Source organism: Halotalea alkalilenta DSM 17697, from assembly GCF_000621205.1.
Taxonomy (GTDB): Bacteria; Pseudomonadota; Gammaproteobacteria; order Pseudomonadales; family Halomonadaceae; genus Halotalea; species Halotalea alkalilenta.
In genome coordinates, this window is record NZ_KK211228.1 from 80,246 (window position 1) to 103,001 (window position 22,756).

Sequence of the window (22,756 nt, forward strand, 5' to 3'; positions counted from 1 at the left end):
CGATCCCTCGACTGGCGCCCCCATTGCCGAGTGGATGCGCGACCTTGGCGCGGACGGCGCCGCTAGGGACGATCGGGTTGGGAGTTGGCGCAAACCGTTCGTGGTGAGCCGGGCCTCCGCCGACTTGGGCCAATCTTGCTTTGAGGGGAGTCCTCAAAGCCTGAAGTAGCGCGCGATCGTCTCTTCGAGCGCGCTGAGCGCGGGGCTTGTCTGTTCGGGGGCGCGTTCGAGGATCACCCTGAACGTAGGCATCGATGGCAGCCGGTCGAACTCGACCATTCGAGGGGTCAGGCGAGTGCGGTCGAGCAGCGTGATGGCGAGGCCGGCTTCGACGCAGGCTTCTATCGCTTGGCACGAAGGGCTGGTCAGGACTTCACGCCATTCGATCTTTGCTTGCTGCAGCGTGGCCAGCATCGCCTCCCGGTAGGGGCATTGGTCGGCATGCAGCGCCAGTGGCAAGGGCTCGCATACGGTATCGCCCAGCGCTGCGCCGACCGCCCAGATCGGGGTGGTGTGGGTCAGGCAGCGCGGCGCGGGCGATGTCGTCCGCGCGTGCGCGGCTTCGACGCTCACCGCCATGTCGAGCCTGCCGCTGCGCAGCTGCCGCCGCAGCGTGAGGCTGGGGGCGGTGACGATCTCCAGGCGGACGCGCGGATGAGTGGCATTGAAGTGCGGGATGACTTCGCGCAGCAGGTGAACGGCGTATTCGTCCGGCACGCCGAGGCGGATCAGCCCCTCCAGCGGCGGGGCCAGCAGTTCGTCGACCAGGCGGTCGTGACCATCGAGCAAGGCGGCGCTGCGCGCCAGTAGCGTTTCTCCCAGCGGGGTCAGCGAGACCGACTGGTTGTCGCGCGCAAGCAGACGCCCGCCGCACAGGCTCTCGAGCCGGTGGATGTGGGCGCTGATCGCCGCCGGGCTCTTGTGCAGCTGCTCGGCGGCGGCGCGAAAGCGGCCGAGTCTGACCACGGTGTGGAAGCTGCGCAGCAGCTCGATGTCGAGGATCGTGGGCATGGTCTTGGTTTTCTGAACTACTCGTATTGGTAATTTTGATTTATTGAGCGCCTACCCTTGGCTACCGTCAAGTTCCCCTGATCGACGGAGCCTTGCCATGGAATGCTCGACCAGCCGTTCTCCTGCGCGACCCGTTCGCACCTTTCTCACCCGTCGAGCGTTGCCGCTGGTGCTGCTGGAAGCGCTGCTGGCGATCGCCTGGAGCTCGGGCTTCGTCGGCATCCGCTACTCGGTCGACCAGGCATCGGTGCTGGTGGTGGTGTTCTGGCGCTGTCTGCTGGTCGGCCTGCTGCTGCTGCCCTGGTCGATCGCAGAGCTGCGTCGTGCTGGGGTGAGGACCCTGGTCCGCCATGCGGGGATCGGCCTGCTGGCGATGGCTGGCTATCTCGCCGGCGTCGCCAAGGGCATCGAGCATGGCGTGCCCGCTGGGCTGGCCGCGCTGATCGCCGATCTGCTACCGCTTGGCGTCGCGCTTCTCTCGCTGCTGCTGCTTCAGCGGGGCCAGCCGCTGCTCGGTTGGCTGGGCCTCGCCCTCGGCCTGGGTGGCATGATGATCGTCACCCAGGGGGCGCTGGCGCTGGGCGGGGCTCCGCTATGGGCCTATGCGCTGCCCTTCGCCGGAATGCTCTCCTTCGCCCTGGCCACGCTCTGGCAGCAGCGCAGCGTTTCGACCGCCCCGCTTGGTCTGTGCGCCAATCTTTGCCTGCAGTGCCTGGTCTGCGTCCCGGTGTTCGGACTTTGGGCCGCGAGCGAGACCACGCTGGTGCCGCCGCTTCGGGCCGGCTTCATGATCAGCCTGGCCTGGACCGCGGTGCTCTCGACCCTTGGGGGCTATGGCCTCTATTGGCTCTGCCTGAGCCGCTCCAACCCGATTCGTACCGCAAGCGTGCTCTATCTCAGTCCGCCGATCACGATGCTCTGGGCTTGGGTGATGTTCGGCGAACCGCTGGCGTGGTCGATGGCGGTGGGGATGGTGGTCACCCTGGTGGGCGTATGGCTGGTGGCGCGAGCGGGCGCGCGCTGAGCGGCCCGCGGCAGGATGGCGCGCATCGGTTTCAGGTTCGTCTTGGATGCTCGGGACGAAAGCCCAGGCCGATCAGCCGCCCGGCGAGATGGGCGAGCAGCGGCAGCCGGACGATGGCGAGGATGAAGCCGGGCTGGCCCTTGCGCCGGCGGGAATCTTCGTCGCTGCGGGGCTTGCGCTTCATCATCAGTTGGAGCTTCTGGGTCGCGCGGGTAGGGAAGCGGCGACGGCGCTCGACCGCGGCAAGGTCGCCGGGGGCGAGGTGGCCTTCGCGCAGCGGTTCGGCGAGGCGGTTGGCCGCGGCCACCGCGTCCTGGATCGCCAGGTTCACGCCGACCCCGCCGATCGGCGACATCGCATGCGCGGCGTCGCCGATGCATAAAAGGCCCGGCCGCCACCAGCGCTTGAGCCGGTCGACCCTGACGCTGAGCAGGTGAACGTCTTCCCAGCCGCGCAGCTCTTCGATCCGCGAGGCGGGCAGCGGCAGCGTCTGGGCGAGCTGGACGCGGAAGGCCTCGAGTCCCGCCGCCCTGAGCGATTCGAAGCTGCCCTTGCGCACCACGTAGCCGCACTGCCAGAACTCCCCGCGGTCGATCATCACCACTCCCTGGCGAGGGCCGGCATGGCCCATGACCTGGGGCGGGTCCTCCGGCTGGTGGCTGAACCTCATCCACAGCACGTCGCTCGGTGAGCCGAAGCGCTCCACCTCGAGCGCCGCCAGCTGGCGTACCCGGGAGTGGCGTCCGTCGGCGCCGACCACTAGCTGCGCCTCGATCTCGAGCTGCCCCTTCGGCGTTCGCGCGACCAGCCCGCGGACCTCGCCGTCGCGCTCGATCAATCCTTCCACCTCGGTATCCATCAACAGCCTGAAGTTCGGATAGCCGCTCGCTTGCCGATGGATGAAGTCGAGAAACTCCCACTGCGGCATGAAGGCGATGAAGCGGCAGACGGTCGGCAGCCGGGTGAAATCGGCGATGCTCACCTGGCGTGCGCCGATCTGTGCATGCAGCCGCTCTGCGCGGGTATGGGGCAGGGCGAGCAGGCCCTCGAGCAGGCCGAGCTCGTGGAGCACCTCAAGCGTCGAGGGATGCACGGTGTCGCCGCGAAAGTCTCGCAGGAAGTCGGAATGCTTTTCGACCACGGTGACCGCTACGCCCGCGCGTGCCAGCAGCAGGCCGAGCATCAGCCCAGCCGGGCCCGCGCCAGCGATCACGCAGTCGGTCGATTGGTGCGGCGCTGGGTCGTTCATCGTGTGCTTCCTTGGCGGTCGGCGTGCTGGTGGCCCATGCTACTGCGCCTGCGTTCTCCTCTCCAGCGAAGGGGGAAGGCATGGCGGATATCTCGATGGCACAGGATTGCTCGTCAGTGTACCGCTTGAGGTAGCCGGATATGCCCAGCGGCGCGAAGGCGGCTCGGCTACGCTGTAGGACGCCGACCTGCCGGATGCGATGCGAGCATCGGGGACTTTCCAAGGAGCTATCGAATGGCGGCAACCGACGCGCTGGAACGCCCCGTGCCAGGTAGGGCAGAGCAGCAGTCGACTCGGGTTGCGTTTTTCATCACGGGTCTCGCGACTGCCGCTTGGGCACCGCTGGTGCCGTTCGCCAAGCTGCGCGCCGGGCTGGATGAGGGCATGCTGGGGCTGCTGCTGCTCTGCCTGGGGTTGGGCTCGATCATCGCCATGCCGCTGGCCGGAGCACTGGCGACCCGCTTCGGCTGCCGCCGGATGCTGGTCTTTGCGACGCTCATCGTCTGCGCGAGCCTGCCGTGGCTCGCGGTGCTTTCGAGCCTGCCCTGGCTGATGCTTACGCTGTTCGTCTTTGGCGCCGGAGTCGGCTCGCTCGACTGCGTGATCAACGTCCAGGCGGTGATCGTCGAGCGCGCGAGCGCAAGGACGTTGATGTCCGGTTTCCACGGTCTGTTCAGCCTCGGTGGCATCGCCGGTGCCGGCGGCGTGAGCCTGATGCTGAGCCTCGGCATGTCGCCCTGGGGAACGACGCTGGTGATCGGGGCGATCAGCCTCTTGGCGATCTATTGCGCGGCTCCCCACCTGCTTCCCTATGGTGCGGCCAGCGAAGGGCCTGCGTTCGCGATTCCCCGCGGCATCGTGCTGTTCATTGGCCTGCTCTGCTTCGTCGTCTTCCTCACCGAAGGCGCGATGCTCGACTGGAGCGCGGTGTTCTTGAGCGCCGACAAAGGTATGTCGGCCGCCCACGCCGGCCTTGGCTATGCGGTATTCGCGCTCGCCATGACCATCGCACGACTGGGCGGCGATGTCGTGGTGGCGCGGCTCGGTCGTCGGCTGGTGGTCGCTTGCGGCGGGCTCTGCGCCTCTGCCGGGCTGGCGCTGATCACCCTGGCACCGGGCTGGGAGCTGGCCTTGTTCGCTCACCTGCTGGTCGGGTTCGGCTGCGCCAATATCGTGCCGGTGATGTACAGCCTGGTGGGCAAGCAGCGGGTGATGCCGGAGAGCGTCGCGATTCCCGCGATCACCACCGTCGGCTATGCCGGTATCCTGCTCGGCCCGGCCTTGATCGGCTTCGCGGCCCATACCGCCAGCCTCGCCGCTGCCTTTCTCGCCGTCGCCGTGGCGCTGCTCGGTGTCGCCACCAGCGCCCGGTTGCTCAAGGGGTGAAGGCCCGCAGCGGCCATCTCGAGCGAGATCGATCGGATAAAAAAAGCGCCCAAATCAGTGGGCGCTGGAACGGATGATACTGAGTCGAATGCTCCATTCTTGGAGACCTCCGCGCTACTTCTCGACGGACATCCCGGTCATCAGCCGTTGGGATGGAGAATATGTGCGATCCCTGTCGTTCTCTGTATTTTGCTCGCCATCCTTGACGAATTCTCCGGATCGGGCTGAATCATCGCTTCTCTCCCCACCATCGAACGAAGGTCCGCGTGGGGTCGGCACCGTGCGTAACGGCTGCTGGATTTGTTTCTGTGCATCGGCGAATAAAGAGACCTGCTCGTTGCGCAGATGAGTCGAACCAGATGGACTCATGATGAACCTCGAGAAATGGGCGGTCATATCACTGTTGGTGCGATACAAGGCAGAGCCTGATACAGGCTGGCTAGGTTCTTTGTCTTCTGCACGCTGTCAGGGTGCGCGCTTTTATCGAAGCGGCGCAATGCACTTGGGATAATGTTTACGAATGAATACAATTAATTGATTTGAAAAGAGTTTATTTTTTTCATGCTGGTTTCGTCCAGCGCGCTGTAGGAGCGCTCGCCGTCTTTCTCCGTTTCATTGGGGATCGAGACTTTCGCCTTGGTCTTCTTTTTCTTCCTGACATGTTCGGAAAAGGTCTTTTTGATCATGGCGAGGGCCTGCATGAGAAGTGAATTCAGCTCGTTGAATCGATTGAGCGCGGTTTTATAGCAATCGTTTCGGGCAAAAGAATGCGAGACGACCCATGCATTTCCTGGCTGTTCCAGTCGAATGAATCCTGGGTTGAATTCACCGGTTACGCTCTGGCACGCAAAATTATGTACACGGCGAAACGGCGGAAAAAGAGCTGACCATAGTGCGCCTCGCGGCTGGGGGAACGCAAGGCGGGAGGCAGGACGTAAATGGCGCGTTGGCCAGCGATCATCGACGCGACCTTTTGCCGCGTGGCTCAGGACACGCCAACTGGATAGCGTAGAAGTCGTGCAGGTCGACTCGTATGGATGGCCAAGAGATCATCTCGTACGAGGCTTGTCGCGCGCGGCCACGGTTCGCACGCTGTATAGCTCGGCCTGCACCCTCATCACCGCGCCGCCAGGGGGCGGGAGCCTATCTTGCCAAACGTGGACCGCAATCGGGTTTCGAGACGGCGAGACGGGCTCACTCGCGCGCGAAGTAGCAGTTCGCCTGGATGCCGTCTCGATCGAGCGAGAAAGACAGCTGGCCCATCTGGGCGCTGGTGAGGATGGCGCCGTCGGAATAGGTGTTTTCCACCGATTTCATGTCACCGTAGTAGCGTACGTCCCGGCTCACGATCGTCGCCGTGGAACCATCCTCGTATTCGAGGCCTTTGGCCTCTGACACGACTACCTCCCCGTATCGGCCGCAATCCAGCGTCAGGCTGTTGGGAAGATCATCATCATTCATGCAGCCAGCAAGCAGCATGGCCGATAGTGCAATTGCCCCCATTCGCATGAACCAACCTCCCAACCAGCTAGATGCAAGTCGTGCCCGGATAGATCGGCTTTACCAGGAAGGCGTCGTTCAGCCAGGCCCGCAGGCATCGCGGGCTGAACGTTCATCGGGCACAGGTGAGCCCTGCCGCCGAGAGCTAGGAGAGGGGCGACGGCAGGGCTCGTCTGGCTGCCGAAAGTTTGAAGATGGCATAAGCCAGGGCCTAAGGCTACGGCAGTCCTGGGATCGCTCCCTTAGCATCTGCTTAGCGCGAGCGAAGCATCCGCTTGCCAGCGAAGTGCATGAAACGAGCCCCGCTGTCGGGTGACCCGGCAACGGGGCTCTACTGGCGGCTGTGGGTCCAGCGTGAATGGATGCCAGCGCCGCCATTGTATCCCAGCCTAGCTTAGCGGCGGGTTAGCACCGCGATCTGGAAACCGCAGCCGAGCGCCAGCATCACTGGAAACTTCGCCGAGCGCCGAGAATGGCGTCATTCAATCAATGGGTTGTGTCTTTTCGAAGATGGCTTTCGAAAGAGGTGTTCGGGTTTTGAAGAGAGAGCCAAATTGGGCCGTGCACATTTCGGGCACACAACCGATAGGAGAAATTTTTCCCCATCGCTGGAAGCGAATAAAATCCAACGAATTCATTGGTTTAATGGTGCCCCCAGCAAGATCATAAAATATCTCATAAGTTTATGATTTTTATGTTCTTTTTTGATGTGTAGATGGGGCTGTATGCCTGCCTGTATTCCTGTCGATAAAAATGATTTCTTCACGTGAGGTGATCCCTTGAAGCCCGCACAGATTATAGGGCTGGTGCCGAGGTCTCGATTCTGGATTTTCACGCCGGCCGCTTGGTGAGGCCGACGGTGATTGTAGAATGGTCTAGGTATATGGTCCCGGGAAGTAGTGGTTAGGGTTGCGATGAAACTGAACTGGGTCACGTTGCCATTGATCGAGGATGAATCCAACCGGGGTCATGCCCTTCAATGCTCTCAAGGGACGAGCGCTATTGTAAGCCCAGAGATATTGCTTCAGATGCGCTGATAGCGCGTTCAGGCTAGCGTAGTGGAAGACCTGTGTCGTGGCCTCCTTCAGCATCCGATTCATCCGCTCGACTTGGCCGTTGGTCCACGGATGATAGGCCTGGATCCGCCGATGCTCGATGCGATGCCGGTGACAAATGAGATCGAAACGATGGGGTTTGTAGGTCTCGGTCCCCGGACGCTTGGCGAACTGCACACCGTTGTCGGTCAGTACCGTGTGAACACGGTACGGTAGTTGGGCCAGCGTTTCCTCGAGAAAGGCAGCGGCCTCGTTTCTGCCCGCTTGGTGGTTCAGATTGGCATGCACGAACTTCGAAGTACGATCGACGGCGACGAACAAATACGCCTTCCCCTCGCCAGTGCGGATCTCACTGAAATCGATGTGCAGATAACCGATCCGATAGGATTTGAAGCGTTTGGGGGTGGGCTGTTCATGGCTGTCTTTCGGCAGCCGGCTGATCCCATGACGCTGGTAGAGTCGATGGAGACTCGCCCGGGTCAGGTGCGGGATGAATCGCTGCAAGGCGACCAGACAATCATCGAGCGGGAGCAAGGTCCGTCGACGAAACTCGAGCGCCGCGCTTTCCTCCAGCGGCGTCAAGGAGGTTGAACGAGGCCGTTTGGTCCCATGGCCACGTCCTCGACCGAGTCCCGTGCAAGCCATTTACGAATGGTCTTGGGATTGAGGCCATAGCGGCGGCTCAATGCCGCGACCGAAGCCTTCGATCGCTGTATTTCTTTTCGGGTGGCGTGCGTGGTCGTGGCGCGTGGGTGAAGAATCTGAGCCATGGGTCCTCCGCAGATATAGGTCGACACCACAATCCCCTACACCCTGAGACCATACACCTAGCCACCCTTAGCCCCATCAAGAGGTAGATCTCTCAAGTTTATAAAACCTTTAACAGACTTCCTGGCGTTCATTCATGAATGCTTTATCAGATATTTTTAGATCAATTAGACGCTCTACTGCTCGTCCAGACGTTTTCTCAACTTTTCGACCGCTTCCCTCATACCATTAAGGTATTTAGCCTCTAAAGTTCCAAGAGCCTGAAACGCTCTGGCTCGCTTCCTAGGCTCTTCAACATCAAGATTCATTTCCTGCCTTTTCAATTCTTTTATGCTTGAATCAGCATATTCGTCAACAAGTTCCGACATAGCTAGAGCCATACCATCGTCGTACGTGGCTAGTGCGACTGAAGTAAAGTAAGAACGCATGGCGGCAGTCTTATCCGAAACTTTAGTGCTCCAAAGCAGCTCCGTAACACCAGCGTTCTCCGAAACTCCACCTAAAATGAGCTCAATAAACTGAACGAGACCAACGTTGCTTACCATCCCTTCAGCCACATTAGACAAGCCGATCTTTGAAACCATTTGACGAAGCTGTCGATCAGCCGTAACAAAAAGCACACGATCGCCATGCTCCATCTCGAGTTCAAGTCTTGTTAATTGAAGAGCATCGTGTTCAATCAAAAGAGCTGTCTTTCCATGCGCAAGGGATGCAGAATACTCTTTCTCTAATGCTGCGTATATTTCTGCATACTTAGAAGTTTTAACCGAATCAACCACCTCGTATCCTTTATCAACAAGCCACTTTCTAAGAGAATGCTCTGAAGTATAAGGAGCAAATCGTCTCAAATATTCTTCAAATGTAATCACTCCATTTTCTTTTATCCAAGAAGCATAGCCACCGATGTATACATTAGTATTAGACGGGCCGTGATAAAGAGCATCCATTTGGGCGATTTTCTCAAAGCCCTTTCCATACTCTCGCTCATACGCCTCTGCTTTCCGTCGATGGCTAATGACCTCATTGAGGTACACTGAGCTTACTACTAATTTTAGATCAATAGTGGCAGATAGGGTAGCTTTTTTCAGTCTAGCAATTGACTCTTGATAAGCTCTTGAAAAAGGGTGTCCTTCCACTACAGCAGGAAGTAGGACGCTAGCATCAAAATAAATTCTATGAGGAAGCACTGCGTTATGTAGCAACGTAGACTTGGGGGCCTGGAAGGCCATTTCTAAAGCGAAACTTACACGTCCTAATTCACCCAATATTTGCGACTCTTCTTCTGAAGGATATTGCAACATTGTCAGAAACAAACTTAATAATCGGTCTCGGTCATAAGTTGAAATAGGAAACTGACTTTCATTTATAATAGATTTTACCTGGAATGGTTCGGGTGGTCGCCCAGCAGCGAATGCAGCTCCTAAATCCCAACCCCTTGTTCGGACCATATGAATAAATATTGAGGGAATGTTCTCAGTAAGAGAGTCGCTAAACCTCCATTGTTGTTGAATTAAGGCACGGTCACTTAGGCTAGCTGTTAGCTTACCGATAGCTGCATCGAGTGAACCTTCATCTAACTTATCACCTTGCCATGCAAAAACAATAGAGTCTCCAGATTTCATTTTTCGGCATAAGCGTTCTTCAGTTAACGAGCGCAAAGCCGTATCAACAATTCCTTTCGAGGCGCGTGAGTTGAGTCCCAATTGAGTACGTATCTTTTCGAGTAAAGTTGCTTTTGAGATGGCTTTTGGAGCTGTCTCTTGAAGTAGTGCTGACACGATACCCTCAACGAGAGATTCTTTTAACGCTTGCGTTGCATTCTTGGCCCTTGATCTTGCAAAACATGCTGCTAAAAAGTTCTTTGCTGGCCCCAGAGGACGTGGATGGCCTTCTGTAAAGGATGATTTTGTTTTATCTAGTTCAAAGTTTTCTATAGCATCCCAAAGAATTCTATGATCGTCAGAAGAATCATATCTCACCAACTCAATATTTAAACGACTTGCTTTTTGAAAAAATTCATCGCTCAATCCTTCTGGTAGAAGTGCCATATGTCGGCCAGGAACTGCTGGTCCAAACTGGCGATCAAGATCTTCAAAGATGCTACGAATTGCTGGATCATAAAATGAAAACCCCAAAAAAAGCACATTGCGATGAATAAAACAAGACCTTAATAGCTGTAAATAATTTTCATCAGCCATAACACTTTTGAATTGGCTTTCTGAAAGAATTATAGATGTAGGCACTTCAGCTGCCCCATGAATTCGAGCTACAAATAAATCCTCTTCCCATTGAGCCTGCTTAAATGAGGCATCACCATACTTGTAGTCAATGGCGCTAACGCCCCTTTGCTTTGCGATAGCATCGTGGATACTCTTGTCAAAATTTGTGGTAACGCAAGCACGAAATGGTAATTTTGCTATAGAGCTTATATTTTCAGAATTATAACTTTTAAACGAATTTCGAAGAAATTCTAGTTTATCTCCGCTGAGCATTTTCGATGTCAAAAAAAAATACTCTACCGCTTTTGTAAGCTCACCATCTCTCACACATTGCTTCATAATCTGAGCATTTAAAGGATCATGTCCTTGCATTACCCCTGCCATACTATTTATCAAAGAATTCCAGGTGAGTAAACCAGCTTTCACCGAAACTCCAGCGCCAGTAAAAACTATAGGAAAGGAGGCATCATTAAAAAAACGACTTAGTGCAGCTGAGGCTGAAGAGTTCAATTCTTACCTCTCAATTTATGTATATAGGTTAATTTTATATATAGAGGCGAAATTCTGAAACTGTCAGCAATTGCGATATTAAATGATTTACCCCCCCCTCTCCCAAGTAGATCCTTAACCACGATACACGCTGTTGATTTACGGAAGTGACGGCGAAAGTGAGAGACACGTAGTTCTGAATAAAATTCTTCAAAAGGTGAGTTTTCAGCTTTCACACAACTGCCCTTCCTCGCAGAATTTCATTCTGGGTCGAGTACAGGCAGGAGCTCACGTACTCGCTCAGGAATACCTTTTGCATCAATCTGACACAATCTGTAGCACAGCTTCCTGGGCCTCGCCGCATTTTTCTCTCCCTTCTCGAAAAAACGCATAAATCCGCATAATTTTTTGCCCCCGCTCCCCTGCCCACCGCCCCAGCACTGGCGCGGCTTTCAGCCGTGTCCGGGCTGCCGAAAAACCCACCCATTTAGCGCGCAGGCGGGGCGGGGAGTCGATAACGCGCGGGCGGGTCGCGGCGCGGTGGCGGCGTCGGTGCACCAAAGGACACGAAAAGGCCGCGCGGTGCGCGGCCAAGGCTGGGTGAGCGTCGTTGGCGGTCAGCTGCGCTGGCGCTGTCTGGCTTGCTCTCGCTCCACGCGTCTGCGGTGGCGATACGCAGGAGAATGCACCTTCTGGGCGTCGCCTTCGCGCCTATCACGCTGGATCAGGCGCATCGACTCGGGCAATGGATCCTGCTTAGGCTCGCCTTGCCGATGTCGTTCGACCAGCGCTTCGAGCCACTCACGGTAGCGGTACGTCGTGACCTGCCGCTCCTCGACCTGACCGGCAAGGGTGGGCGCGGAGATACCGAAGCTGCGCCCGACGACGGGATCCCGCGCGACCCGCTCCTCGATCAGGGTGCGGTGCGAGGCGATCGCCGCAAGCAGCGCTTGCCCCGCCTCGGTGCCGAACACATGCGCGGCCAGGGTGTCCACGCGGTAGCGGCGCCATCCATCCCTGGCGGCCTGGTAGTGGCCCAGGTAAACGGTACGAAGATCGGCATTGTCGAAGCGCACTTCCTCGAGGTCGGCCTCCAGCGTGTCGGCGAGTTGCTCGTACTCCCCGGCCCAGCTCAGCATGCTCGGGCCGCCTTGGCCTTGAGCTGGCGAATCGGCTTGGTCAGCTCACCGTCGGCGTCACGAGAGTTATTAGGAGGACATGCCAATCCAGGTTTTATAGATGCACTGTGCTGTCCCGACATCGGCTAGTCTATTAGTCACTAAAGTTATATATGAAACCTGAGACTGTTTTTATTAAGCCAAATCCGACAAAATGTCACGGATATTATCTAAGTATTGAATCCAAAAATCGGCGTTAGCCCAGAAGCTATTAAATTAGTTCATGACAATGAACGTCTCTATATAAAAAAGATGCCGTAATCATGAAAAACACATTATCCCAATTAATTTTAATTCCTGAAAATAATTATAAAGCAGCATGCTGAAAGTAGCTACCAACATATCTAACTGCCCGTCTTAAATTAGTAATTTTTCCGTCTGCCTCTCGCTGAAACGATGGTATCCCAAAGGCAAGCAAACGTGCTCCCTGCGGGGTATACAATTTCAATCTCAAGTGCCCAAATACCGGTTGCGGAACTCCCTCAACCATCAATCGTGCAACTATAAACTTTTTATCCAAGTCTCTAAGGGAAGGATATAAGTTGGGCCAATAAGTTTGAAGTGCAGGTTCAACCTTGAAATCCACTCTATCACTAGCAGTATTGTACGATCCTGAATACTCATAGGTATAAATACCTGATTTATACTCCCTCCATACGTCAATAGCTCCATCTGGACCTTTCATAATCCAGAATAGTCTTTCCGCAACATTTTCATCGATCGCGTTCGGTTCATTTAGAAAATTCTCATTTCTATTGAAAAATATGCGATTCTCTAATGAACTGTGTTCAATTGGGATCACTTTCACAGTTAAGCGATAGAATCCCACAATTTTCTCTTCTGGCGTGATAATGTCAACAAAAACTTCTGATTCGCTCCAGTCTAAAAGTGTACTGATACGCTCAACATTGGCTTTCATACCTGCAAATCCTTGGGACTGCAATATGGCATTAAAGCTGCCGAAAACTATAGTTAATAATCCAATGAGATAAATATACTTCTTTTCATATCGCTCAGGAATAAGCGATATGCACAGGGCAGCCACTCCGACTAGTACGACCATAATAGAAATAACAAGCTCTATATTTTTCATAGATTATACTAGCCTAATAATTGATATCAGCAAGCTGACCTTGCCTATACCACATAGATCAACTGTCAGGGTTATCACTTGCTCTTTATAAAACTGTCAACTTCGTAAAGTAAGGGCGCGAAGGCGTCTAAACTAAAAGATGGCGGAAGAGCGTGGGAGTCGAACCCACCGGGGACTGCTTGGCAGCCCCCACACGGAGTTGAAGTCCGGTCGCCCCACCGGGGGTCGATCCTCTTCCTTCGATGCGCTTGACGCTTGGTCCTTCAGTGCCACATATCGGGCCGTCGAATGCGGTGCACGTCGCGTACCCGCCGGGTGAAGCCGATGCGGTCGAAGAATTCGAGCTGCTGGATCGCGAGCTTGCGGCCTACCTGGGTGCGATCACGGTATTCACGGGCGAGGATGCTGCCATGCTCGGCCTCGATTGCCAATACTATTTCAGCCAGGGTTTGGATGGTGGCGAGTGGGTAGAAGTGATCCTTGCGCACTTGGTAGAGCGCGCCGAGGCGGGCGCTGGCGCTGAGTACTTCGCGTACCCGCTGTTCGGCAAGGCCCTGGCTCTGGGCGATGTCGCGGACCCGGGGGGGATCGAAGCTTTCATCGAGCAGTGGTGCGATGCGCTGCCATAGCGCTTCGTCTTCTTCCCCCAGCCGGGCGCGATGGCCGGGTTCGGCGATGAAGGGGCCGTGGCTGACCAGCCGGCCCTGGGCGAGCAGCCGCTCGAGCAGCTGGCGGAAGATCGGGCTGGCGAGCCTGGGGGCGGCCTGGCGGCGCAGGCGCTCGCGCTCGGTGCCGGCGGCGGCGGGTTCGAGCTGGTGGTTGGCGGCGACGACCTCGCACAGGCGCTGTTCCAGCGCGGCGAGGTGGCCCGGGGCGAACAGCCGGGTCTCGCTGTCTGCGCTGATGATCACCAGCCCCAGGGCCTCAGCGCGTAGGCTCAATGTTTCCATCCGGCGGTTGAGGTTGGCGGCGAGCGGTGCCAGTTCGATGCCTTCACCCTGCAGTTCGGCGAGCGCGGTGAGGGCGGGGTCGAAGCCCTCGGCCGACTCGGTCGCGCCGTGATCGAGCGCGCGACGCAGTATGCCAAGCCATGCCAGCCGCTCGGCTCGCCGGGCGCCGCGTCGCGGTGGGTGGCGATCGAGCACCCGGCCGCCGCCAAGCGTGCGATCGGCGCCGTGGCTGCGAATCACCAGCCGGTCCGCGCAGCAGGCGAGCACCGGCTGGTCGAGCGTGAGCTGGGCCAGTGCGCGCCCGCCAGGGGCGAGCTCGCTGCCTTCGAGCAGCCCTACCCGGCCGGTGAGATGGGCGGCGCCCAGGTGCACGTGCACCGGGGTCCAGTGGGCCAGCGGCCGGTCGAGATCGTCGAGCAGGCGCAGGTCGATGTCCAAGCGCTCGTGCCCCTCGGGGGGCTCGCTCGCCTCGACCACCCAGCCGCCGCGCTGGATCTCGCTGCGCTCGACGCCGGCGAGGTTGAGCGCGCAGCGATCGCCGCGCCGGGCGCGCTCGGCAGGCCGGTTCTGGCGCCTGAGCCCGCGCACCCGGGCGCTCTCCTGGGCGGGAAAGAGCCACAGCTGGGCGCCCTCCTCGACCTCGCCATCGACCACCGTGCCGGTGACCACCAGCCCCGCGCCGGTCTTGACGAAGGCACGGTCGACCGCGAGACGAAACCGCCCCGGTGCGGGGCGGGCGCGCCAGCGGCTGGCGCACTGCCAGAGCCAGTCGCGCAGCGCCTCGATCCCCTCGCCGCTGCGGCTGGACAGCGCGAAGATCGGCGCGGGCTCGCCGAGCCAGTCGGCGAGTTCCAATCGGCGCTGTTCGATCAGATCGGCGTCGACCAGGTCGCACTTGGTCAGTGCCACTGCGCGTACCGGAATCGACAGCAGCCGCAGGATCGCAAGGTGCTCGACGCTCTGCGGCATGATCCCGTCGTCGCAGGCGACCACCAGCAGCGCACCGTCGATGCCGCCGACGCCGGCGAGCATGTTGTGAATGAACTTCTCATGCCCAGGCACGTCGATGAAGCCGAGCTCGACCCCTTCGGGTCCCTGCGGATAGGCGAAGCCCGGCTCGATGGTCAGCCCCCGCGCCTTCTCCTCCTTGAGCGCGTCGGTGTCGATGCCGGTGAGGCACTTGATCAGCGCGGTCTTGCCGTGGTCGACATGGCCGGCGGTACCGATGATCACCGCGTCTCCTCCGTCCCGGCGGGTCGTATGAGCTGGTCGATGAACGCCGCCTCGTCGCCCTCTTCCAGGCAGCGCAGATCGAGCCATAGCGCGCCCTCCTTGAGCCGTCCGATCACCGGCCGCCCGAGCCCGCGCATCTGCGCCTCGAGCCGGCGCAGCGCGCGTTCGCGCTCCTCGCGCCGCGCCGCCCGGGGGCGCCATACCAAGGCGTGGCTCGGCAGTCGGTCGACCGGCAGCGAGCCGCTACCGAGCTGGCTCATGCAGGCGGCGAGCTCGAAATTGAATCCTTCGAAGCGGGCGTCGAGGTCGTCGCCGAGCCGCGCCAGCAGGCGCTCGCCGGTGGCACGGATCGAATCCTCGTCGCGACACAGCAGACGCAGGGTCGGCAGCGTTCGCTCGGGATGGTCGTCGTCGCGATAGTGACGCAGGGTCGCCTCCAGCGCGGCGAGCACCAGCTTGTCGAGCCGCAGCGCGCGCTTGAGTGGATGGCGCTTGATCCGCTCGATGCAGTCGCGCCGGCCGACGATGATGCCGGCCTGCGGGCCGCCGAGCAGCTTGTCGCCGCTGAAGGTGACCACGTCGGCGCCATCGAGGATCGCATCGCGCGGCAGGGCTTCGTGGGGCAGCCCGAAAGCAGCCAGATCGATCAGCGCGCCGCTGCCCAGGTCGACCACCAACGGCAGCCCGGCGGCGTGGGCGATCTCGGCCATCTCGCGCTCATCGAGCGTGCTGGTGAAGCCCTCGATCGCGTAGTTGGAGGCATGAACCTTGACCAGCAACCCGGTCTCCTGGTTGATCGCATCCCGATAGTCGCGCGGGTGGGTGCGGTTGGTGGTGCCGACCTCGCGCAGCCTGCAGCCGGCGGCGGCCATAATATCGGGCATGCGGAAGGCCCCGCCGATCTCGATCAGCTCACCGCGCGAGACGATCGCCTCGCGCCCGGCGCCGAGCGCGCCAAGGGTCAGCACCACGGCGGCCGCGTTGTTGTTGACCACCGTCGCGGCCTCGGCACCGGTCAGCTCGCAGAGCAGCGCCTCGACCAGCGTGTCACGATCGCCCCGCCCGCCGTCCTCGAGGTCGTACTCCAATGCCACCGGCGCACGCGCCACACGGCCCAGCGCCTCGATCGCCGGCTCCGAGAGCAGCGCGCGGCCGAGATTGGTGTGGATCACCGTGCCGGTGAGATTGAACACCGCCCGCGCCCGGGGCCGGCTCCAGCGGCTGAGGCGCTCGAGCACGCCTCGCGCCAGCGCCTCCTCGCTCAATGCCTCGAGGGTCGCCCCTTCACGCGCCGAGGCCAGCTCGTCACGCACCATGCGCAGGCTCAGCTTGTGGCCGTAGCGCTCGACCGCGGCCTGCAGCAGGGGATGGCGCAGCAGACGGTCCACCGAGGGCAGCAACCGGCGGGCATCGACGATGGAAGCGGGAAGATCAGGCATGGGACTCTCGATCAACGAAGATTGATGAAATCAGGATCGCTCAGCGATCACCCCGACGCCAGCCAGCGTCCGTCGGGTTCATATCTCAGGCCGTACGCGGGACACCCGCAGCGGGCCGATGGCTAAACGTTCCCGCTTCTGTGCCGAGACCTGCATTCAGGGAGATCCTGCTCCATCCGGGTCAACCCGAAGCGAGGAGCCGGACATCGGCCCCAAGCCGTGGATAGACCCTTGCAATTCGTCCCGCAAGAAGCGAAGTGATACCGAGCGGCGTCCCATGCATTTGCCTAATCACCGAACGCGAGCAGCGGGTTGAAGCTGGCGCGGGCGTAGCCTTCGGCGTCGAGCAGCGCGTCCAGTCCGAGGCTTGCGAGGTCTTCGGCGAGCGGCTCTGCGTCGGCCTCCCACTCACGGTCGACCAGTTTGAGGCTGCCGCCGCATTCGCCGCAGCACTCCGCGCGCAGTGCGAGCCCGCGCTTGCCCTGCTCGTCCTCGCAGCCGATGTAGTCGAGCTTGGCAGTGCCGGTGCACTGGCTGCAGCGGGCGCGTTCGAAGTACCACTCGGTGGCGCACAGGCCGCAGTGCAGGTAGCGCGTCCGCGAGCGCTGGCGGCCGAGCTGGACCACCGAGGCGAGCGGTGCCGAGCCGCAGCATGGGCAGCGGCCTTCGGCACCGGCCAGCGGTCGACCGGGCAGCGGCTCGAGCGTGCGGGCGAGGCGCGTCCAAGCGACTTGCAGCGCGGCCCCCACCAGGGGTGCAAGCGCCCGGGTATCGCGCGGGATCGGTGCATGGTCGAGCAGCCGCCGCGCCAGCGCCAGGCGCTGCTGCGCAGAAACGTCGATGAGCCGCCCGAGCAGCAGGCGCTGGGCGGCAAAACGCTCGCCCTCGCGAGCGAGCAGTTCGTCGAGCGTAGCCAGCAGCGCGTCGAGGTCGTCCCGCCAGTCCAGCGAGCCGAGCAGCGCCGCAGGGGTCAGCGGCGCTACGCCGTGCTGGACGGCGACACGCCAGGCGCGCGCGTCGAAGCCGACGGTGGAAACGCGGTCGAGACTGGTCCGGTGCTGCGCCTGACACAGCAGCGCCGAGAAGTGGAGGAACTCGCCCATTGCCGGCAGCCGCGAGGCCAGCTGGCGCAGCCGCTCGGCGCGGTGGGCGAAGATCCGCTGCCCGGCGACCACCACTTGGGGCGGTTCGCCATGGCGCGCGGGCTTGGGGTCGAAGGGGGTATCCGATATCCACTCGGTCATGGTCATTCCCGTGCCTTGAGATCGCGCTCGGCGCCCGGCCGCTCGCCCTGCCCGTCTCGCGCTTTACGCTGCTCGACGAGATCCTGGTCGACGTGGTCTTCGTACCACAGCGGATGATGGTGCTTGGCCCAGGCCCGGCTGACCCAGCCGCGGGTCATCGCCCTGATCGAGCCCTTGACCCAGATCGCCGCATAGATGTGGACGATGATGGTGGCGATGGCGACGAACGCAGCGAGCGCATGGAGCAGGCTTGCCAGCCGGATCAGCGGGATCGGGAAGTAGCCTGCGAACCACGGCCGCCACATGATCACACCGGTGACCAGCAGCAGCGGCACGCTGATCACCAGGCACCAGAACACCAGCTTCTGCCCGGGATTGAACTTGCCGATCGGTGGCAGCCGCTCGTCGTGGTTGGTGAGCACATCGCCGATCTGGCGCACCCAGCGCAGGTCGTTCTTGATCCACAGGTTGTAGCGCAGGTTGCTCGCCGCGATGGCGACGAAGAGCAGGAAGAACACCACGCCGATGAACGGGTGAAGTATCCGCGCCCACACCGGCCCCCCAAGCGTATGGGTGAGGAAGAAGAACGCCGGATGAAAGAACGCCAGCCCCGAGAGCGCCAGCAGGATGAAGCTCGCCGCCATGGTCCAGTGGTTGATCCTGGTCGAGGCGGGATAGCGCAGCATCATCCGCTGGCCGCGCTGGTTGCGTTTGACCTCGTCGTGCTTCATCGCTCTTCCTCCTTGGCCGGGTCGCGCACCGTCGCGGCAGCCTCCTCGCCGCGGGTGTCGCGCAGGTAGCCCTCTTCACCCTCCGCGCCGAACACCTCTTCATCCGCCGGCTCCTCCTTGGGCCCTTTGGTGACGTAGTGGATGAAACCGGCGAAGGCGGTGATGCCGAGGATCGCGCTCATCAGCGGCTTGGTCACACCCTTCCAGGCGCCGACCAGCGGCGAGATGCGCGGGTCCTTGGGCAGACCCGCATAGAGCCCCGGCTCATCGGCGTGGTGCAGTACATACATCACGTGGGTGCCGCCGACGCCAGCGGGGTCGTAGATCCCCGCCTGGTCGAAGCCGCGCGCCTTGAGATCGTCCACCCGCTTGGCCGCGCGAATCAGCATCGCATCCTTGGAGCCGAACTCGATGCAGCCGGTCGGACAGGTCTTGACGCAGGCAGGTTCGAGCCCGACCGAGACGCGGTCCGAGCAGAGCGTGCACTTGTAAGACTTGCTGTCGTGCTTGGATATCCGCGGGATGTCGAACGGGCAGCCAGTGACGCAGTAGCCGCAGCCGATGCACTTGTCGGAGTCGAAATCGACGATCCCGTTGGCGTACTGGACGATCGCCCCCGGCGCCGGACAGGCTTCGAGGCAGCCCGGCTCCGCGCAGTGCATGCAGCCGTCCTTGCGGATCAGCCATTCGAGATCGCCCGCCGGGTTCTCGTGCTCGGTGAAGCGCATCACCGTCCAGGAGTGCTCGGTGAGGTCGGTCGGGTTGTTGTAGGTGCCATCGACGATCCCGACCTCGTCACGGATGTCGTTCCACTCCATGCAGGCGACCTGGCAGGCCTTGCAGCCGATGCACTTGGAGACATCGATCAGCTTGGCGACCTCTTCGACCTCCTCGCGCACCCGCGGCGGAGTCGTAGTGGTCGCCGAGCGGCGCACGATGTTCTGCGGGTTGGTCATCGTTCACCTCCATGATCGGCATCGTCCTTCTCGACCTTGACCAGGAACGACTTGTACTCCGGCGTCTGGGTGTTGGCGTCGCCGACCGAAGGGGTCAGCGTGTTGGCGAGAAAGCCCTTGCGCGCCTGGCCGAGGAAACCCCAGTGGATCGGGATGCCGACCTGGTGGACGATCCGGCCACCCACGGTGATCGCCCTGATCCGCTTGGTCACCACCGCCACCGCGCGGATGTAGCCGCGCCTCGACGACACCTTGACCCAGTCGCCCGCGCGGATCCCGAGCTCATTGCCGAGCGCCTCGCCGATCTCGACGAACTGCTCCGGCTGGACCACCGCATTGAGATGCGAGTGCTTGGTCCAGTAGTGGAAGTGCTCGGTGAGCCGATAGGTGGTCGCGGCGTGAGGGAACTCCTGCCAATCCCCGAGCATCGCGCGGTCGGCGTCGAAGATCCGCGCCGCGGGGTTGTTCTTCACCTTCTCCTTGCGCGGGAACAGCAGGTTGCCCTCCGGCACCGGGCTCTCGAACGGCTCGTAGTGGGTCGGGAACGGCCCATCGTTCATGCTCTGGCCGGCGAACAGGTGCCCGACCCCCTCGGGGTTCATGATGAAGGGCATCTGGCCGAGCGCCGGTGGCGAGTTGGCTGGGAAATCGGGCACGTCGGCGCCGACCCAGCGCGACTGGGCCTCGTTCCACCAGATCAACGCCTTGCGCGGCGCCCAGGGTGTGCCGTCCGGCCGGGCCGCGGCTCGGTTGTAGAGGATCCGCCGGTTGGCGGGCCACGCCCAGGCCCAGCCGAGCGTCTGGCCATTGCCGTAGGGGTCCGAATTGTCGCGGTTGGCCATCTGGTTGCCCTGCTCGGTCCAGGCACCGGCGAAGACCCAGCAGCCGGAGAGCGTCGAGCCGTCGTCACGCAGCTCAGCAAAGCCTGAGAGCTGCTCGCCGGCCCGGCGCACCAGCACACCGTTCGGGTCGCGGATATCGGCGAGCGCGCGGCCGTTGAACTCGCGCGCGATCTCGTCGGCCTCCGGCCGCTCGGGCTGCTTGTAGTCCCAGGCAAGGTTCAGGATCGGATCAGGAAACGCGCCGCCTTCGCGGGCGTAGAGCTCACGCACCCGGTGGAACAGCGCACCGATGATGTGGGTGTCCGGCATCGACTCGCCCGGACCGTCGGCGGCGACATAGTGCCACTGCAGCCAGCGGGCGCTGTTGACGATCGAACCTTCGTCCTCGGCGAACGAGTTGGCCGGCAGGCGGAACACCTCGGTCTGGATCTCGCTGGGGTCGACGTCGTTGAACTCACCGGCATTGCGCCAGAACTCGGCGGTCTCGGTATTCAGCGGATCGATCGAGACCAGATACTTGAGCTTGGCCAGCGCCTTCGACACCTTGTTCTTGTCGGGGATCGCCGCCAGCGGGTTGAAGCCCTGGCAGAAGTAGCCGTAGATCTCGCCTCGCGACATCCGCTCGAAGGTATCGAGCACGTCGTACAGAGGCTGGGTGAGCTTCGGCAGCCAGCCGTAGCACCAATCGTTGTCGGCCTGGGCTCGCTCGCCGTACCACGCCTTCATCAGGCTGATGAAGAAGGCGTCCATGTGCTGCCAATAGGAGACCTGGTCAGCCACGGTGGGCATCTTGCGCCGGGCGTCGAGGAAGCTGGCAAGCGACTGCTCGGTCGCCGCGGGGGCGGCGATGTAACCGGGCAACTGGTTCGACAGAAGCCCCAGGTCGGTCAGCCCCTGGATGTTGGAGTGGCCGCGCAGCGCATTGACCCCGCCGCCCGGCAGCCCGATGTTGCCGAGCAGCAGTTGGACCATCCCCGCGGTGCGGATGATCTGCGCACCGATCGAGTGCTGGGTCCAGCCGAGCGCATAGAGGATCGTCAGCGTGCGATCCTCGGTCGCCGTCGAGGCCATCTGCTCCCACACGTGCAGCATCCGATCCACCGGCGTACCGCAGATGCTCGAGACCATTTCCGGCGTATAGGCGTCATAGTGCGCGCGCATCAATTGGAATACGCAGCGCGGGTGCCTGAGGGTATCGTCGCGCAGCACGAAACCATCCGCGCCGGTCTGGTAGCGCCAGTTCTCCTTGGCATAGCTGCGGCGCGACTCGTCGTAGCCGTCGAACAGGCCATCCTCGAAGCCGAACGCCTCGTCGACCAAAAGCGCTGCGTCAGTGTAGTTGAGCACGTACTCGCGCTGGATCCGGTCGTTGTCGATCAAGTACTTGATCAACCCACCGAGGAAGGTGATGTCGGTACCGGTCCTGATCGGCGCGTAGTAGTCCGCCACCGAAGCGGTCCGCGTGAAGCGCGGGTCGACCACCATCAGCGTGGCGTTATTGTGCTCCTTCGCCTCGGTGACCCAGCGGAATCCCACTGGATGCGCCTCGGCGGCGTTGCCACCCATGACCAGGATGACGTCGGCGTTGCGAATATCGACCCAGTGATTGGTCATCGCACCGCGACCGAATGTTGGGGCAAGACCTGCCACCGTCGGTCCGTGTCAGACGCGCGCCTGGTTGTCGAATGCGACCATGCCGAGGCTCCTGACCACCTTGTGGGTCAGATAGCCGGATTCGTTGGAAGAGGCCGAAGCGGCGAGAAAGCCGGTCGTGGCCCAGTGGTTGACCGTATTGCCCTGCTCGTCGGTGGTGACGAAGTTGGCGTCGCGGTCGGTCTTGATGTGACGGGCGATGCGCGTCAGCGCCTCATCCCAGGAAATCCGCTTCCACTCGCTGGTGCCGGGCTCGCGCACCTCGGGGAACCTGAGCCGCGACGGGCTCTTGACGTAGTCGAGCAGCCCCGCGCCCTTGGGGCACAGCGCGCCACGGCTGACCGGATGGTCGGGATCGCCTTCGATATGGATGATCTGCTGGTGGGCGTTCTTCGCCGCATCGCCCCGGCTATAGATCAACACGCCGCAGCCTACCGAGCAGTAGGTGCAGATGTTGCGGGTCTCGCGGGTGTGGGTGAGCTTGAACTGGCGCACGGAAGCCGCAGCGGCCTCCGGGGCGAAGCCCATCATCGCCATGCTCGAGCTTGCCACCCCCGCTGCCCCGAGCTTGAAAAACCCTCGTCGGGTCACTCTGATACTCATCACCTCTCCTCATCCAGCGTCGATACCGGACATTCGCCGCCCCTCTGATGGGGGCGATCCCAATAAGCCGGCCGCATGCCGCCACGCACGCAAGCCACGGTCCGGTCCAGCTTAGCACGCGAATCGATGCGCC

General features: G+C 61.0%; 16 protein-coding genes, 1 tRNA gene and 1 pseudogene. 2 read left to right on the forward strand and 16 right to left on the reverse strand.

The window, feature by feature from the left end:
* Positions 1 to 153: 153 nt before the first annotated feature.
* Complete coding sequence (locus tag Q376_RS0113130) at positions 154 to 1,011, reverse strand: LysR family transcriptional regulator (protein ID WP_027350691.1); 858 nt, start codon at positions 1,009 to 1,011, stop codon at positions 154 to 156.
* Between the two features lie 97 nt (positions 1,012 to 1,108).
* On the opposite strand from Q376_RS0113130, the gene Q376_RS0113135 reads away from it, so the two are divergent.
* Positions 1,109 to 2,035: a DMT family transporter gene (locus Q376_RS0113135; protein ID WP_027350692.1), complete on the forward strand. Its 927-nt coding sequence runs from the start codon at positions 1,109 to 1,111 to the stop codon at positions 2,033 to 2,035.
* 31 nt (positions 2,036 to 2,066) lie between these two features.
* Here the strand turns inward: Q376_RS0113135 and Q376_RS0113140 are convergent, their stop codons facing one another.
* Positions 2,067 to 3,284 (reverse strand): FAD-dependent oxidoreductase, encoded by a 1,218-nt coding sequence (locus Q376_RS0113140; RefSeq protein ID WP_027350693.1) that lies wholly within the window; start codon positions 3,282 to 3,284, stop codon positions 2,067 to 2,069.
* Between the two features lie 234 nt (positions 3,285 to 3,518).
* Between Q376_RS0113140 and Q376_RS0113145 the strand changes: the two genes are divergently transcribed.
* A complete protein-coding gene (locus tag Q376_RS0113145; protein ID WP_027350694.1) occupies positions 3,519 to 4,670 on the forward strand; it encodes an MFS transporter in 1,152 nt (383 codons plus the stop codon).
* 114 nt (positions 4,671 to 4,784) lie between these two features.
* Here the strand turns inward: Q376_RS0113145 and Q376_RS24875 are convergent, their stop codons facing one another.
* From Q376_RS24875 to fdnG, 14 genes and pseudogenes are all read right to left on the reverse strand, one after another.
* Positions 4,785 to 5,087 (reverse strand): hypothetical protein, encoded by a 303-nt coding sequence (locus tag Q376_RS24875; protein WP_155834351.1) that lies wholly within the window; start codon positions 5,085 to 5,087, stop codon positions 4,785 to 4,787.
* 113 nt (positions 5,088 to 5,200) lie between these two features.
* On the reverse strand, positions 5,201 to 5,356 hold the full coding sequence (locus tag Q376_RS24880) for a hypothetical protein (protein WP_155834352.1): 156 nt from the start codon (positions 5,354 to 5,356) through the stop codon (positions 5,201 to 5,203).
* Positions 5,357 to 5,864: 508 nt separating this feature from the next.
* The gene (locus tag Q376_RS0113155) at positions 5,865 to 6,068 is read right to left on the reverse strand and encodes a hypothetical protein (RefSeq protein ID WP_155834353.1); all 204 of its coding nucleotides are present in this window, start codon (positions 6,066 to 6,068) and stop codon (positions 5,865 to 5,867) included.
* Between the two features lie 977 nt (positions 6,069 to 7,045).
* A pseudogene (locus tag Q376_RS22645) lies at positions 7,046 to 7,995 on the reverse strand (IS481 family transposase).
* A gap of 174 nt (positions 7,996 to 8,169) precedes the next feature.
* On the reverse strand, positions 8,170 to 10,722 hold the full coding sequence (locus Q376_RS24450; RefSeq protein WP_155834354.1) for an SIR2 family protein: 2,553 nt from the start codon (positions 10,720 to 10,722) through the stop codon (positions 8,170 to 8,172).
* A 596-nt stretch (positions 10,723 to 11,318) separates the two neighbouring features.
* Entirely contained in the window at positions 11,319 to 11,840 is a 522-nt protein-coding gene (locus Q376_RS0113175; protein ID WP_027350698.1) for a hypothetical protein, read from the reverse strand.
* A 346-nt stretch (positions 11,841 to 12,186) separates the two neighbouring features.
* A complete protein-coding gene (locus tag Q376_RS24885) occupies positions 12,187 to 12,972 on the reverse strand; it encodes a hypothetical protein (protein ID WP_155834355.1) in 786 nt (261 codons plus the stop codon).
* A gap of 140 nt (positions 12,973 to 13,112) precedes the next feature.
* A tRNA-Sec gene (locus tag Q376_RS24890) sits at positions 13,113 to 13,210 on the reverse strand.
* Between the two features lie 25 nt (positions 13,211 to 13,235).
* On the reverse strand, positions 13,236 to 15,155 hold the full coding sequence (gene selB / locus Q376_RS0113180) for a selenocysteine-specific translation elongation factor (protein ID WP_027350699.1): 1,920 nt from the start codon (positions 15,153 to 15,155) through the stop codon (positions 13,236 to 13,238).
* Entirely contained in the window at positions 15,152 to 16,594 is a 1,443-nt protein-coding gene (selA, locus tag Q376_RS0113185; RefSeq protein WP_043447924.1) for an L-seryl-tRNA(Sec) selenium transferase, read from the reverse strand. Before selA ends, selB begins: the two co-directional genes overlap by 4 nt.
* A 287-nt stretch (positions 16,595 to 16,881) precedes the next feature.
* Positions 16,882 to 17,838 carry a formate dehydrogenase accessory protein FdhE gene (fdhE, locus tag Q376_RS0113190; protein WP_052365248.1) on the reverse strand — a complete coding sequence of 319 codons (957 nt, stop codon included), beginning with the start codon at positions 17,836 to 17,838 and terminating at the stop codon, positions 16,882 to 16,884.
* Between the two features lie 2 nt (positions 17,839 to 17,840).
* The gene (locus tag Q376_RS0113195) at positions 17,841 to 18,569 is read right to left on the reverse strand and encodes a formate dehydrogenase subunit gamma (protein ID WP_052365251.1); all 729 of its coding nucleotides are present in this window, start codon (positions 18,567 to 18,569) and stop codon (positions 17,841 to 17,843) included.
* A complete protein-coding gene (gene fdxH, locus Q376_RS22650) occupies positions 18,566 to 19,525 on the reverse strand; it encodes a formate dehydrogenase subunit beta (protein ID WP_081803551.1) in 960 nt (319 codons plus the stop codon). The genes Q376_RS0113195 and fdxH overlap by 4 nt, the downstream gene beginning before the upstream one ends.
* A complete protein-coding gene (gene fdnG, locus Q376_RS0113205) occupies positions 19,522 to 22,623 on the reverse strand; it encodes a formate dehydrogenase-N subunit alpha (protein ID WP_425402431.1) in 3,102 nt (1,033 codons plus the stop codon). The genes fdxH and fdnG overlap by 4 nt, the downstream gene beginning before the upstream one ends.
* Positions 22,624 to 22,756: the final 133 nt, after the last annotated feature.

Excerpts from the sequence above, each read along its gene's own strand:
- Q376_RS24880 (WP_155834352.1), bottom strand. The coding sequence starts at position 5,356 with ATGATCAAAAAGACCTTTTCCGAACATGTCAGGAAGAAAAAGAAGACC.
- fdhE (WP_052365248.1), bottom strand. The coding sequence starts at position 17,838 with ATGACCGAGTGGATATCGGATACCCCCTTCGACCCCAAGCCCGCGCGC.
- Q376_RS24885 (WP_155834355.1), bottom strand. The coding sequence starts at position 12,972 with ATGAAAAATATAGAGCTTGTTATTTCTATTATGGTCGTACTAGTCGGA.
- selA (WP_043447924.1), bottom strand. The coding sequence starts at position 16,594 with ATGCCTGATCTTCCCGCTTCCATCGTCGATGCCCGCCGGTTGCTGCCC.
- Q376_RS0113135 (WP_027350692.1), top strand. The coding sequence starts at position 1,109 with ATGGAATGCTCGACCAGCCGTTCTCCTGCGCGACCCGTTCGCACCTTT.
- fdxH (WP_081803551.1), bottom strand. The coding sequence starts at position 19,525 with ATGACCAACCCGCAGAACATCGTGCGCCGCTCGGCGACCACTACGACT.
- Q376_RS0113195 (WP_052365251.1), bottom strand. The coding sequence starts at position 18,569 with ATGAAGCACGACGAGGTCAAACGCAACCAGCGCGGCCAGCGGATGATG.
- Q376_RS0113175 (WP_027350698.1), bottom strand. The coding sequence starts at position 11,840 with ATGCTGAGCTGGGCCGGGGAGTACGAGCAACTCGCCGACACGCTGGAG.
- Q376_RS0113140 (WP_027350693.1), bottom strand. The coding sequence starts at position 3,284 with ATGAACGACCCAGCGCCGCACCAATCGACCGACTGCGTGATCGCTGGC.
- Q376_RS0113130 (WP_027350691.1), bottom strand. The coding sequence starts at position 1,011 with ATGCCCACGATCCTCGACATCGAGCTGCTGCGCAGCTTCCACACCGTG.
- Q376_RS0113145 (WP_027350694.1), top strand. The coding sequence starts at position 3,519 with ATGGCGGCAACCGACGCGCTGGAACGCCCCGTGCCAGGTAGGGCAGAG.